This window comes from Lacticaseibacillus hegangensis (assembly GCF_003946465.1).
GTDB classification, from domain to species: domain Bacteria; phylum Bacillota; class Bacilli; order Lactobacillales; family Lactobacillaceae; genus Lacticaseibacillus; species Lacticaseibacillus hegangensis.
Window position 1 is genome coordinate 54222 of record NZ_RHOL01000004.1, and the last position, 14004, is coordinate 68225.

Genomic DNA, 14004 nt, shown 5'->3' on the forward strand with positions numbered 1-14004 from the left:
GCAACAGTGAATCGCGGTGAACCCTATGGGACTAGAACATCGAGTCGAACAGTGACAGCTGATTTTCATCAGGCAGCGTGTCGAGGACATGCTTTTCAGTCATGTAATCGATCAGGGTCTTTGACACCTTGCCGCGGTTGGCCAAATCTTCCTTGGATAGGAACGGCTTCTCCTCGCGGGCCGCAACGATCTGCTTGGCCACGTTGTCGCCTAACCCTGGAACGGCGCGGAACGGCGCCAGCAGCGTGTGATCATCCACGATCAGGAAATCATGCGCGTCGGATTGGTTAATGTCGACCATCTTAATGGTAAAGCCGCGCTCCAGGCACTCATTGGCCAGCTCCAATACTGTCAGCAGGGTCTTGTCCTTGGCCGAGGCGTCGTTGCCCTGGTCCGTGATGGCCTTAATGGCCGCCTTGGTGGCCTCCTTGCCGTGGCTCATCGCCACCAGGTCGAAGTCTTCGGCGCGCACCGAGAAGTAAGACGCGTAGTAAACCAGCGGGAAGTAAACCTTGAACCAGGCGATGCGCAGCCCCATCAAATCGTACGCGGCCGCGTGGGCCTTCGGAAACATGTACTTGATCTTCAGACAGGAATCGATGTACCAGTCTGGCACCTTCGGGTTGTCGCGCATGGCCTTTTGCCAGTCATCTGGAATCCCGCGGCCCTTTCTGACATGCTCCATAATGTTGAACGCCAAAGAGTCGTCCATTCCCCAGTGAATCAAATCCATCATGATGTTGTCACGACAGCCGATCACTTCTTTGATGGTCACAGTGCCGTTTTGAATCAGCTCTTCGGCGTTTCCCAGCCACACATCGGTGCCGTGAGACAAGCCGGAAATCTGAAGCAGCTCAGAGAATTTTTTAGGGTGCGTCTCCTCGAGCATCCCCCGCACAAAGCGCGTCCCGAATTCCGGCACGCCCAGCGTCCCGGTTTTCGAATTGATCTGCTCTGGGGTCACCCCTAAGATATCGGGGCTGGAAAACAGCGACATGACGCCAGGGTCGTCCATCGGAATGCTTTTCGGGTCGACCCCGGACAGGTCCTGCAGCATGCGAATCATGGTCGGGTCATCGTGCCCCAGCACATCCATTTTGAGAATGTTGTCATGAATCGAGTGAAAATCAAAGTGGGTGGTCTTCCATGCGGCGTTTTGATCGTCCGCCGGGTACTGAATCGGCGAAAAGTCGTAAATATCCATGTCTTCCGGTACGATCAAGATCCCCGCCGGGTGCTGGCCAGTTGTCCGCTTGACGCCAGTGGCGCCTTTGGCCAAGCGGTCGATTTCCGCCCCGCGGAGCATCTGACCGGTGTCGCGCTCATAGGCTTTGACATAACCGTAAGCCGTTTTATCCGCCACCGTGCCGATGGTCCCAGCGCGAAACGCGTGGTCCTCGCCAAACCGCACCTTAATGTAGTTGTGGGCGATCGGCTGATAGTCCCCGGAGAAGTTCAGATCGATATCAGGCACCTTGTCCCCTTTGAAGCCTAAGAATGTTTCAAACGGAATATCCTGCCCGTCTTTGATCATGTTGGTCCCGCACTTGGGGCAGGCCTTGTCTGGCAGGTCAAAGCCAGAGCCGTACTCGCCTTTGGTGAAGAACTCGGAATACTGACACTTGGGGCAGCGGTAATGCGGCGGCAGCGGGTTGATCTCCGTGATGCCAGACATCGTGGCCGCCAGACTGGAGCCGACGGACCCACGGGACCCAACCAGGTAGCCGTCCTTGTTGGACTTAAGCACGAGCTGCTGGGCAATGTTGTAAATCACTGAGAACCCGTTTCCGATAATACTTTTGAGCTCCTTATCCAGCCGTGACTGCACAATTTCAGGCAAGGGATTCCCGTACATCTGATGCGCGGTGTTCATCACATCGGCGCGCAGGTGCTCTTCCACCCCTGGGATCTTCGGCGTGTAAAGCTTGTCCTTGACCGGGGTGATGTCCCCATCGATCAGGTCCGCCACCTTGTGGGTGTTCTCCACGACCAGCTGGTGAGCCAACTGGTCATCTTTGAGCCAGGCGAAGGCGTCCAGCATCTCCTGCGTTGAGCGGAAGTGCACATCCGGCAATTCGTGACGGTTCAGCGGGTTGGCCCCGCCTTGGCTGTGAATCAAAATCTTGCGGTAAATGGCATCGTTCTTGTCTAGGTAGTGGGCATCGCCGGTGGCAACCACCAGCTTCCCTTGATCTTGCCCAATTTTGATGATGGTCTTCAAAATTTCCTGCAGGTGCGCCTGGCCTTGAACCAGGCCGCCATCGATCAGCGGCTGGTAGTTGGCGAGCGGCTGCACTTCCAGGTAATCATAGAACTTCGCCTTGTTGGCGGCTTCAGCGGCACCTTTTTGCATGGCCGCGATAAAGACTTCACCGGAGTCGCAGGCCGACCCGACCAAAAGACCCTCGCGAAGCTTTTGCAAGGCGGACCGCGGCACCCGCGGCAGCCGGTAGTAGTAATCAATGTTGGACTGGCTGACCAGCTTAAAGAGGTTCTTGAGCCCGGCCTGAGTCTTCGCAAACACGATCGCATGGGTCGGCCGGCTTTGCTTGTAGGCCTCGTCCTCACCGATGCGCGAGTTCAGCTGATTGAGCTGCTCAATGTCGTACTGCTTGAGCGCCTCTTTTTCCAGCGCGTACAGCAGGTACCCGGTCGCCTCGGCATCCGCATTGGCCCGGTGGTGATGATTCAGTGGGATCTTGTACGCCTTAGTCAGCGTGTCGAGCTTGTGGTTCTTGCGCTCAGGATGGAGCATCCGCGACAGCTCCAATGTATCGATCACGGGGTTTTGAATCGGTTCCTCGCCCAAGCGCTCATAGCCTTTATTCAAAAAGCCGACATCGAACGTCACATTGTGGCCGCTCATGATGGTGCCGGCGCAAAACTGCCGGAACAGCTTCAGCACCTCGGCTTCAGTCTTGGACCCGCGCACCATCTCGTCGGTGATGTGGGTCAGGTTGATGGTGAATTCAGACAGCGCAAACCCCGGGTCGATCAACTCTTCAAACGAGTCGATAACCTTTCCGTCTTTCATCTTGACGGCGGCGACTTCGATCACTTTGTCGTACACCGCAGACAGCCCGGTGGTTTCAATATCGAACACCACGTACGTCGCATCCGCGAGGCTTCGCGGTGCATCGGCGTTGTACGCCACTGGTGCCCCGTCGTCGACCAGGTTGATCTCGACGCCGTAAAGCATTTTGAGCTTGGCCTGAGTCGCCGCAGTGTGGGCCTCCGGATAGGCCTGCAGCCCGGCGTGATCGGTCACGGCAATGGCGGTCTGCCCCCAGGCCTTGGCGCGCGCAACATAAGCGCTGATGCTTGGCAGGGCGTCCATCTGACTCATGTTGGTGTGCAAATGCAGCTCAACGCGCTTTTCGCCTTCCGCCGTCTCCTGCGGCAGATCATGGTGCACTTCCACCATGTCGCGGGCCATGACGGTCAGCTCACGGGAATAGGTGTCCTCCTGCACGCTGCCGCGAATCTTCAGCCACATGCCGACCTTGATCTGGCCGAACGCCGCTTCATCATCGGCACCGTTGCTGAATTTCTTCACGATAAAACTCGAGGTGTAGTCCGTCACTTTCGCGATCAAAAGCGACCGCTTGGAGCGCAGCTGGCGCACCTCAACGTCAAACACGTAGCCCTCGATCAAAACGGAGTTCTCCTCCTGGGTGATCGCGACCATCTGCGTTGGCGTCTCGTTATTCTTCAAACCGCGGCCCAGCTGAACTGGCCCGCTTGGCCCAGGATTTTGCTCACGCTGGGCGACGACTGCTTGCGCCCGCTTGGCCATTGCGGCGGCTTCCTCGGCCTTTTGCGCCTTAAAGGCCGCCAGGTTCGCCTCCGATTCGCTGGCATCAACGGCCGCGTCCACGGTCACGCCAGGCAGCCCGACTTGCGCGTAGGCTTCGGCCAGTTTGCCGAGGCCCTGCTGAATCAAAAACTGGCGCACCGGCTCGTTTTCCGCCAGCAGCGTGACTTTGCCGTCCTCGAACTGCGGGGTTTGGTTCATGCAGGTCTCTGCGACGATGGCCGACTCGATTTGCGCGTTGGCCACCACGTAGGACCAGTAGGCGGACAAAAATTTGGCCTGCAGGTCGACCGTTTGCGGCTGCACGCGAATGCTGGCCTCGGCAATGCCCTTGAACGCGGACTTGATGTGCGAATCCAGCTGAATAAACACGGCATAAGGCAACAGCGCCGCCGTGCCGAGCACAAACTCGTAACGTTTAGAGCGGCTGTGAATGGTCACGGCCTCGACCGTCGCGCTGGCCAGGGCCGGGTCTTGTCTGACCGGGTCAGGCAAGTGTGCCTGCTCGATCAGCTTTTGAAACATTTCTGCTTTTGATAGCGCCAAAAAAAGCCACTCCCTTTTTGATGATGAAACAATGTTACCCCGAATGCGCGGTGCAAACAAGGCGGCACAGGACGCAAAAGCGGCGCCGAGTCGGACTCGGCGCCGCTTACTGGAGATTTAATTATTCTGCGTGATCAAGCAGGATCTTTAGTGAAGAAATCAGCTCTTCAGATTTGACCTCAAGGGTCTCACCGGACTTGCGCAGCTTCAGCTCAACAATGCCATCCTCGGCTTTCTTACCGACCGTGACGCGCACAGGAATCCCAATGAGGTCGGAATCCGCAAACTTGACCCCTGGCCGCTCGTTGCGGTCATCGACCAGTACCGCGAAGCCTTCGTCTTCCAGCTGCTTCGTGATCTTATCCGTCAGATCGGCCTGCGCCTGCTTCTTCAAGTTAACGGGCACGACATGCACGTCAAATGGCGCAACGGCCCGCGGCCAAACCAGGCCGTGCTCATCCAGCGTCTGCTCAGCGATGGCCGACAGCAGCCGAGACACCCCGATGCCGTAGGAGCCCATGATGATCGGCTTAGCGCGGCCGTTCTCATCGAGGAAGTTGGCCCCCATCGCCTCAGTATACCGGGTCCCAAGCTTGAAGATATGACCGATTTCGATACCTTTGGTGAACTTCAGCACGCCTTGGCCATCAGGCGACACTTCGCCTTCCTTAACAAAGCGAATGTCCGCCGTTTGGTCAGCGGTGAAGTCGCGCTCAAGGTTGACGTTGGTCAAGTGTGTGTTGGCCTTGTTCGCCCCGGCGACCAAGTTGACGAGCCCCGTCAAACTGTTATCGGCAATGACCTGAACATCCTCCGGCGCGTTGACCGGCCCGATGTTGCCGATTTCGGCGTGCATGTACTGTTGCACCTGCTCTGGGGTGGCCATGTCGAGGTAATCCGCGTTCAACAGGTTCTTAAGCTTGACGTCGTTGACCTCGTAGTCACCGCGAACCAGTGCCAGGACCGGCTTTTCGTCGGCAATGAACAAGACCGCCTTGATCAGCTTGCTGGCCGGCACCTTCAGAAACTCGGCGACCTCGGTGATGGTTTTGGCGTCCTTCGTGTCAACCGGGGCCAGCGGCGCGGCGTCTTCGTGCGTGGTGGCCGGCACGTTCATGCTGGTCGCCATTTCCAGGTTAGCCGCATAATCGGAGGAATCTGAATAAACAATCGTGTCCTCACCGATATCCGCGATGGCCGAAAACTCTTTGGAATCTTTGCCGCCCATCGCGCCGCCGTCGCCGACAATCGCGCGGAAGTTTAACCCCAACCGGTTGAACACGTTGGTGTAGGCCTTTTCCATCTGGGTATAAATGGTGTCCAGATCCTCGGTGTTCGCGGTGAAGGAATAAACGTCCTCCATGATGAACTCACGCGAACGCAGCAGGCCGTAGCGTGGGCGATCCTCATCGCGGTACTTGGTCTGGATTTGGTACAGCACCAGCGGCATCTTCTTGTACGAGTTCAGGTCGTTGCGCACGAGATCCGTGAAAGTTTCCTCGTGCGTCGGGCCGAGGATGAAGTCGCGATCGTGGCGATCCTTCAACTTGAACAGGTTCGGCCCGTAAGTTTCGTAGCGGCCGGATTCTTGCCAGAGCTCAGCCGGCAGCAAACTTGGCATCTGCATCTTGACGGCGGAAATTTTGCTCATTTCGTCATCGATCACGGCCTCAATTTTTTGCAGGACCCGCTCTGCCAGTGGCAGGTAGGCATAGGCCCCGGCCGCCACCTGGCGGATGAAGCCGGAGCGCAGCATCATCTGGTGCGATTTGGCCTCAGCAGTACTGGGGACTTCTTTTTCAGTGGGAATAAACATTCGAGATTGTTTCATGACTTTCCTCCAAAGGGTTTAAAAACTGCGCATGATGTCGTTGATGGTCACCGCAATGATCAACGCAAACATCAGCCCGGCGCCGATCAACGTGATCACGCCTTCGTGCTCCTGCTTGAGTGGCTTGCGCCGTATGGCTTCAAGCAGGTTGAGTAAAAGTTTGCCGCCGTCGAGCACGGGGATCGGAATCAGGTTCATGATCCCGAGGTTGACCGACAGGCCGCCTAAAAATAGGATCAGGTTCATCGGCCCGCCCTTGGCCGCGGTGGCCGTCATCGTGTAGATGCCGACCGGGCCCGCGAGCTGATTCAGGGAGAAGTGCCCCGTCACCATTTGGGCCAGAACATGGAAAATCCCGGTGACATAAGCCCAGGTCGTGGTGAAGCCGGACTTGATCGCCGCCATCGGGGCCTTGGTTGTTTTGGCGTAAACCCCGATGGTCCCGTCGCTGGTGGGCCGAATCATCAGCTTCTGCGTCTTCCCCGCCTTAGTCGCCACCAGCGTGGTGGTGCGTCCGCGGTACTGGGCCACGGCACCTTGAATATCGTCAAACGCCGCGATTTTATCGCCGCCGATCGACACGATGCGCGAATCAGCTTTTAGCCCTGCCGCCGCTGCCGGTGAATTCGGTTCGATTTTGCCGATTTGGTTGGTGTTGGTCACCGCGACGCCGTTGACCAACGCGACGCCAATGAACACCACGATCGCCAGCAGAAAATTATTCATTGGCCCCGCAAAATTGACCAGCATGCGTTTCCAGAGCTTGGCATTTTGGAACTGCACGTCATCCGGGGCGATAATGACCTCGGTGCCGTCTTCCTCGATGATGGTCGCGTCGTGATCGACGGACCAGGTTTTCAGCTCGGACTCATCGCCGTTTTCGTAACCGACAACGGTCAGGTCATGCTGCAGATCTACCTTGTCGACTTGGACCGGGATGCCGCCTTGGAGCGTGGTTTTGCTCGACAGGTTGATCCGCTCAACGACGTTTTGGTCGTTGACCTCAATGGCGAGCATGGTGCCCGGCTTGATCTCGTCGTCTTCGTCCTGCCAGCCCGCCATGCGGACATAACCGCCCAAAGGCAGCAGGCGGAGCGTGTACGTCGTGTGATTCTTGTGCCAAGCGACCAGCTTGGGGCCCATGCCAATAGAAAATTCCCGCACTAAAATGCCGGACCACTTGGCAAAAATGAAGTGCCCAAATTCGTGCACAAGCACAAGAATCACAAAGACGACCAAGAACTCAATAATTGTTGTCATAGACGCTCCTTACTGTGCGACTGCGGTTAGAGAATGCCAAAGAAGTGAATCATCGGCATCACGAGCAGCATGCTGTCGAACCGATCGAGAATCCCGCCATGACCAGGCAGAATCTTGCCAGAGTCCTTGACGCCGTAGTAGCGTTTCAGCGCAGACTCGATCAAATCGCCAAGACTGCCGATAATCGACAGTGCCAGCGCGATGCCCATCATCGGCCAGAAGCTGTACGCCTGCGGGAAAAAGTTCAGGTAAATCGCCGCGAAGATCAGCGCCGTCACGTTGCCGCCGATGCTGCCTTCCCAGGTTTTATTGGGGCTGATGGCCGGCCAGAGCTTGTGCTTGCCGAACGCCCGGCCGCAGAAATACGCCCCGGAGTCCGTCAGCCACACGATCAGCATCGCGAACAACAAGGTATCAAGCCCGCCGTTCGGATCGTTGCGCAGCATGATGAAGTAGTGAAAGCCTGTCCCAATGTAAAAAATCGACAAGGCAGACACGGCGACGTCGTCATAGCTGGTTTTGTTCTTGCTGGCTACCGTGTTTAACAGCAGCAGGACCACAAACAGGTAGATGACGTCGAGGCGAGAGATGTACGCCGGCAGCCACTTGAGCATGCTGTCCGGCACAGCCACCGCCAACACGCCCAGCGCCGAAATGAGAAAATCAAACGAGACAATGATTTTCTTGCGCATGATGAACACTTCTGACAGTGCGATGACCGCTAGCGCACACCCAGCTAGTTCGATCCACCAGCCGCCAAGGATGAGAATCGGAATAAAGATGATCAGCGCGACGACTGCGGTAATGATTCGTTGTTTCATAACACCCTCCGTTAACTTGTCAACCCGCCAAAGCGGCGGTCACGTGCCTGGTATTCCGCGATGCATCGTTCGAGCACAGCCCCGGTGAAGTCAGGCCAGTACGTATCGGTGAACACCAGCTCGGAATAGGCCAACTGCCACAGCAAAAAGTTGGACAACCGCTCTTCGCCGCTGCTTCGAATCAGCAGATCGGGATCGGCCAAGGCCCCCAGGTGGCGCGTCATCAGATGATCGGCAACCACCTGCGCGTCAATCTGATCCGGGTCAAGCTGACCACTTTTAGCTTCATGAGCCATGGTGCGAGCGGCTTGCACCAGCTCGTCGCGGGCGCCGTAGTTAAGCGCAAAGTTCAGGATCATCCCAGTGTTTTGCGCCGTGTCAGTCATCGCGTCTTCCGCCGCCTTAAGCGTCTTTGCGGGCAACGCATCCAGCTCACCCATCACCTGCACGCGCACGTTTTCGGCGATCAGCTCCGGCATAAACGTGCCGAAGAAATCCACCGGCAGGCGCATTAAGTAGGACACCTCGCTGGTGGGGCGTTTCCAGTTTTCCGTTGAAAAAGCATAAAGCGTCAATACTTTGACCCCGAGGCGACTTGCCGCCTTGGTGATCGTTTTGACGACCTCCATGCCTTGCTTATGACCCGCCACGCGCGGCAGGTGTCTGGCCTTGGCCCAGCGCCCGTTGCCATCCATGATGATGGCGACGTGCGCCGGGATCCGCGTGGGATCAAGTGGTTGATTTGCCAACAAAAAGTCCTCCATCGTGAAACTAGTCACATCTCACGTATTGTAGCAGAAATCCCTCGGTCAAAAAAGCCGGCCAGGTTGCAACCCGCCACCTGCACCGGCAGTGATGCGCTTAGTCGACATTGAAAAACCCGCGGCAAACCCGCGGGCAAAGGCCGGTGATTAGCCTTCCTTGATTTCTTCTTCTTTTTCGGCGGCGATGGCTTCGATCCGCTTGGCGGAATCGTCGGTCACCTTTTGTACGTCCTTTTCACCGCGGTGCAGGTCATCTTCGGTGATGTCGCCGGCCTTTTCCTGCTTCTTCAGCTTGTCCAAGGCGTCGCGCCGAATGTTGCGGATCGCAATTTTGGCTTCTTCCTGGAACTTGCCGACTTCCTTGGCGATCTCCGCGCGGCGCTCACCGGTGAGCTGCGGCACGACCAGGCGAATCGCATTTCCGTCGTTGGCCGGGTTGATGCCCAGGTCAGACGCGTTCAGCGCGGCCTCGATATCCTTCAAACTGGATTTATCGTAAGGTGTCACCAGCAAGACCCGGGCTTCTGGCACCGTGATCGCGGCGATCTGGTTGAGCGGCGTCTTGGTGCCGTAGTACTCGACCTCGATGCGGTTGAGCAAACTGGCATTGGCGCGGCCTGCCCGAATGGTACCGAGCTGGCGAGACAGTGCTTCTTCAGACTTCTTCATTGACGCCTTGGCGTCATCAATAATTTGGTTCGCCATGATTAGTCCTTTCCTTGGATCGTTGTGCCAATGTGCGCGCCTTCAACGACCTTCTTGATGTTGTCTGGATCATTCAAATTAAACACGACCAGCGGGATGTCATTGTCCATCGACAACGTGCTGGCGGTGGAATCCATCACGTTCAGGCCCTTGGTGATGATGTCCATGTGGCTGAGGTGATCAAACTTCTTCGCGCTGGCATCCTTGTTCGGATCCGCGGAGTAGACCCCGTCGACCCCGTTTTTCGCCATCAGGATGGCGTCAGCGCCGATTTCGGCGGCGCGCAGTGCGGCCGTCGTGTCGGTGCTGAAGTATGGGTTCCCAGTGCCCCCGGCAAAAATGACGACGCGGCCTTTTTCCAGGTGCCGAACCGCCTTCCGCCGAATGTAAGGCTCAGCAATTTGGCGCATCTCGATGCTGGTCTGTACGCGCGTTGGCACCCCGAGGTTCTCCAAACTGTCTTGGAGGGCCAGGCCGTTCATCACCGTGGCCAGCATCCCCATGTAGTCCGCCTGCGCTCGTTCCATACCCATGGCCGCACCAGTCTCGCCGCGCCAGATGTTGCCACCGCCGCAAACGATGGCGATCTGCACGCCCATGTCGTGAACCTGCTTGATCTGCTCGGCGATCAGCTTAATGACCGGGGGCTGAATTCCCGCACCGGTTTCGCCGCCAAGCGCCTCGCCGGAAACTTTCAGTACAATGCGTTTGTATTTGATCATGAGTGTTGTCCCTTCTTGAATTGCTGTTACTAGTTTACCATACCAGGCCGGGCCTTGCCCTAACGAGCACGACCTGCAGTCGAAAAAAGGCCACGCACTAGGCGTGACCCATAAAAGAAACTAGTCCTTGATTTGACCCATGACTTCATCAACGAAGTTATCCTGCTTCTTCTCGATGCCTTCGCCGACTTCGTAGCGGACAAAGCCCTTGACGGTTGCGCCCTTGCTCTTCGCGTATTCGGCAACGGTCTTGTCGGAGTCCTTGACGAATTCCTGGTCGACCAGTGAGATCTCGGACAGCCACTTGTTCACGCGGCCTTCAACGATCCGCGGCACGATTTTTTCCGGCTTGCCTTCGTCCATTGTTTCCTTGGTGAAGAGGTCGGTTTGCTTCTTCAGCTCATCGGCTGGCACCTGAGTGCGATCCAGGTACTGCGGGTTGATGGCCGCCACGTGCATCGCAATGTCGTGGGCCGTTTCGTCGTCGCCGCCTTCGATGGTGACCAGCGCTGCGACTTGGCCGCCGTTGTGCAGGTAAGCGCCGAAGTGGTCGCCGTCGTTCTTTTCAACCACCGTGAAGCGGCGCAGGTCGATCTTTTCGCCGATGACTGCGGTCAGCGCCTTGGCTGCTTCGTCAACGGTCTGGCCGTCAACGTCCAGCTTAAGAGCGGCATCCATGTCGGCCGGCTTGCCGGCAGCAATGGCCTTGGCAACACCGTTCACCAGGTTCTGGAACTTGTCGTTGGACGCCACAAAGTCGGTTTCTGAGTTCACTTCGATGATGGCTGCGGCGTTGCCGTCAACGGTAATGGCAGTCAGCCCTTCGGCGGCGATGTTGCCTGCCTTTTTCGCAGCCTTGGCCAGGCCCTTTTCGCGCAGGACGTCGATGGCCTTGTCCATGTCGCCATCGGCAGCAACCAGCGCCTTTTTCGCATCCATCATGCCGACCTGAGTGCGGTCACGCAGTTCCTTGACTTGCTTTGCGGTAATAGCCATTTCTTGAATTCCTCCTAAAATTTGTTTTAAAAAAGCCGCCTGCGCCTGCAATTGCTGCAAAGCACAGACGGCTGAGTCTAACTGACGATTTAATTATTCGGCGTCAGGCTTCGTGTTGTCGCCTTCAACGGCGTTCACGATGTCTTCGATCGAATCGGCCTTCGGGGCGTCGTCTGCTGGCTGTTGGTCAGCATCGGCGTCTTCAGCCTGATCTTCGCCCTGCTTGCCTTCGATGATGGCATCTGCCATCGTCGCGGTGATCAGGCGAACGGCACGGATCGCGTCATCGTTAGAAGGAATGATGACATCGATGTCGTCCGGATCAGAGTTCGTATCTACCATCGCAACGATCGGGATGTTCAGCTTTTGTGCTTCCTGAACGGCGATCTTTTCCTTGCGTGGGTCAACGATGAAGATCACGTCTGGGATGCGAGGCATGTCTTCGATCCCGCCGAGGAACTTCTCAAGTTTGGCCTGAGACTTCTTGAGCAGGGAAACTTCCTTCTTCGGCAGCTTGTCGAAGGTGCCATCGGTGGCCATCTTCTTGATGTCCTTGAGGCGCTTGATCCGCGTCTGGATGGTGTTCCAGTTGGTCAGCGTGCCGCCAAGCCAACGGTGGTTGACGTAGTACTGGCCGGCGCGAGTGGCCTCTTCTTGGATGGCATCCTGTGCCTGCTTCTTGGTGCCGACGAACAGGAACACACCGTTGTCAGCGGCCTCTTCCTTGACGAAGTTGTAGGCATCGTCGATCATCTTGACCGTCTTCTGCAGGTCGATAATGTAAATCCCGTTGCGTTCCGTGAAGATGAATGGCTTCATCTTTGGGTTCCAGCGACGGGTCTGGTGACCGAAGTGGACACCAGCTTCAAGCAGTTGCTTCATGCTTAATACAGACATGTGTAGTCCTCCATATGGTTTTATTCCTCTCAGAGGCGTCAACTCGCTGTGCCACTTCTCCCGAAGCACCGGCACCACGATCTTCCCCTGATGTGGGTTGTGTGTTTTTCACACTTAAAATATTATACAGAGAAAGCCGGCGCGGTGCAACTTAATTCGGCAAAAGTCTCTTTGTGCGCGGCGCTCATGGTTGTGCGACATGGTAAACCGCCATCGGATCATTGCCGTCTTTCATTTCTACCGGCACAAACCCATGTGCTTGATACAAGCGAGCTGCGACAAGATTGGCCTGATCATAGCTGAGCACGATGTCCACCACATCCCACTGCCGGCTGATCAATCTTTTGAGCAGCTCCAAGAAGCGGCTGCCCAGCCCTTGCCTTTGATACGGCGCGGCAATCATGAACCGGTCCAGCCAGATGTAACGTTCTTCCCGATTGTAGGCGCCAATCATTGCAAACCCCACTGGGGTGTCGTCAGCGACCAATAGAAATGGATGCCAGTCAAAGCGCCGGTCCTGCTGGACTTCTGAAAGCGACTGCGCATTGGTTTCAATCATTTGGCGCTGGCTGGGATCGACGGTCAGCGCGATTGCAAGCGGCGCATTCTTCGGGGTCACTGGCACAATTTTAAGCGTGGCCATCGTCAGACTCCTCCCAATGAACATCATGCGCGCTTAAAAACGCCTCTTTCGCCGCGCGGCTCTGGTGCTTAAAGTGCCACTCGGCGGAAAGCGCATCATGTTCATCCGCAAACCCCTCCGAATAAAGCAGACGGACGGGTCGGCGCGCTTTGGTGTACTTGGCCCCCTTACCCGCATTATGCGTCGCCACCCGCGCAGTCACATCCGTCGAGTAGCCGCCGTAAAACGTCCCGTCGGCACACAGCAGGACGTAGAAAAAGTATTTAGCCATAAAGTAAGTGCTGCACCTCTTCCCCATATTGCCCGTCTTGCCCGTAGACCACCAGCGGCGGCAAAATTCGCATCCCCGCCGGCTTGCCAGAACGAATCCCCTCCAGCAGCACCATGTTGGCCTCGCGGTCCGCCTTAGGGTGAATGAACCGCACGCGCTTAGGGGCAAGGTCCGCCGCCGCCATGGTTGAGAGCAATTCTTCAAGCCGCTCCGGTCGGTGCACGAAAAACGCCTTGCCCTGATACTTCAGCAGTCCCGCCGCAGTTTCACAGACGGTTTGAAAATTGGTGGTCAGCTCGTGGCGGGCCAGCGCCAGATGGTCGTTCGGGTTGGTGAGGGACTGATCGGTCACCTTGAAGTATGGCGGGTTGCAGGTCACCACGTCGACCGAATCTTTGGGCACGATTTGCGCGGCGTCTTTGAGGTCGCGCTGGTGCACGTCGACGTTTCTCAGGTCGTTGAGCTGCACACTGCGCTGCGCCATGTCGGCGAGCCTAGGCTGCAGCTCGATCAGCGTCACCTGATTGGTTGTCTGGCGCGCAACGAACAGCCCCACCGCGCCGTTGCCAGCCGCCAAATCGACCACGCGGCTGCGGCGTTTGACCTGCGCAAACCCTGCCAGCAGCACCGCGTCCAGTGAAAAGGCAAACACGCGCGGGCTTTGGATGATGCGAATGCCCACGCCTTGCAGCACGTCGATCCGTTCGTCTGGTTCCAATGTGACTTCACTCATG

The 14004-nt window shown here is 57.0% G+C and carries 12 protein-coding genes; all 12 read right to left on the reverse strand.

Annotated elements, in window-relative coordinates; all coding sequences use genetic code 11:
* Positions 1-31: 31 nt before the first annotated feature.
* The gene (locus EKM86_RS01585) at positions 32-4339 is read right to left on the reverse strand and encodes a PolC-type DNA polymerase III (protein ID WP_379909024.1); all 4308 of its coding nucleotides are present in this window, start codon (positions 4337-4339) and stop codon (positions 32-34) included.
* A 142-nt stretch (positions 4340-4481) separates the two neighbouring features.
* Positions 4482-6191, reverse strand: a complete 1710-nt coding sequence (locus tag EKM86_RS01590; RefSeq protein WP_125754760.1) for a proline--tRNA ligase — start codon at positions 6189-6191, stop codon at positions 4482-4484.
* Between the two features lie 18 nt (positions 6192-6209).
* The gene (rseP, locus tag EKM86_RS01595) at positions 6210-7451 is read right to left on the reverse strand and encodes an RIP metalloprotease RseP (RefSeq protein ID WP_125754761.1); all 1242 of its coding nucleotides are present in this window, start codon (positions 7449-7451) and stop codon (positions 6210-6212) included.
* Between the two features lie 26 nt (positions 7452-7477).
* Positions 7478-8272 carry a phosphatidate cytidylyltransferase gene (locus EKM86_RS01600; protein WP_125754762.1) on the reverse strand — a complete coding sequence of 265 codons (795 nt, stop codon included), beginning with the start codon at positions 8270-8272 and terminating at the stop codon, positions 7478-7480.
* Positions 8273-8283: 11 nt separating this feature from the next.
* A complete protein-coding gene (locus EKM86_RS01605) occupies positions 8284-9021 on the reverse strand; it encodes an isoprenyl transferase (RefSeq protein ID WP_225419332.1) in 738 nt (245 codons plus the stop codon).
* Between the two features lie 162 nt (positions 9022-9183).
* On the reverse strand, positions 9184-9741 hold the full coding sequence (gene frr / locus EKM86_RS01610) for a ribosome recycling factor (protein ID WP_125754763.1): 558 nt from the start codon (positions 9739-9741) through the stop codon (positions 9184-9186).
* Between the two features lie 2 nt (positions 9742-9743).
* Positions 9744-10463, reverse strand: a complete 720-nt coding sequence (gene pyrH / locus EKM86_RS01615; RefSeq protein ID WP_125754764.1) for a UMP kinase — start codon at positions 10461-10463, stop codon at positions 9744-9746.
* A 120-nt stretch (positions 10464-10583) separates the two neighbouring features.
* On the reverse strand, positions 10584-11459 hold the full coding sequence (tsf, locus tag EKM86_RS01620; protein ID WP_125754765.1) for a translation elongation factor Ts: 876 nt from the start codon (positions 11457-11459) through the stop codon (positions 10584-10586).
* A 93-nt stretch (positions 11460-11552) separates the two neighbouring features.
* Complete coding sequence (rpsB, locus tag EKM86_RS01625) at positions 11553-12356, reverse strand: 30S ribosomal protein S2 (protein ID WP_125754766.1); 804 nt, start codon at positions 12354-12356, stop codon at positions 11553-11555.
* Between the two features lie 184 nt (positions 12357-12540).
* The gene (locus EKM86_RS01630) at positions 12541-12999 is read right to left on the reverse strand and encodes a GNAT family N-acetyltransferase (RefSeq protein WP_164506124.1); all 459 of its coding nucleotides are present in this window, start codon (positions 12997-12999) and stop codon (positions 12541-12543) included.
* Positions 12986-13270, reverse strand: a complete 285-nt coding sequence (locus EKM86_RS01635) for a GIY-YIG nuclease family protein (protein WP_125754768.1) — start codon at positions 13268-13270, stop codon at positions 12986-12988. Before EKM86_RS01635 ends, EKM86_RS01630 begins: the two co-directional genes overlap by 14 nt.
* Positions 13263-14003 (reverse strand): tRNA1(Val) (adenine(37)-N6)-methyltransferase, encoded by a 741-nt coding sequence (locus EKM86_RS01640; protein ID WP_125754769.1) that lies wholly within the window; start codon positions 14001-14003, stop codon positions 13263-13265. Before EKM86_RS01640 ends, EKM86_RS01635 begins: the two co-directional genes overlap by 8 nt.
* Position 14004: the final 1 nt, after the last annotated feature.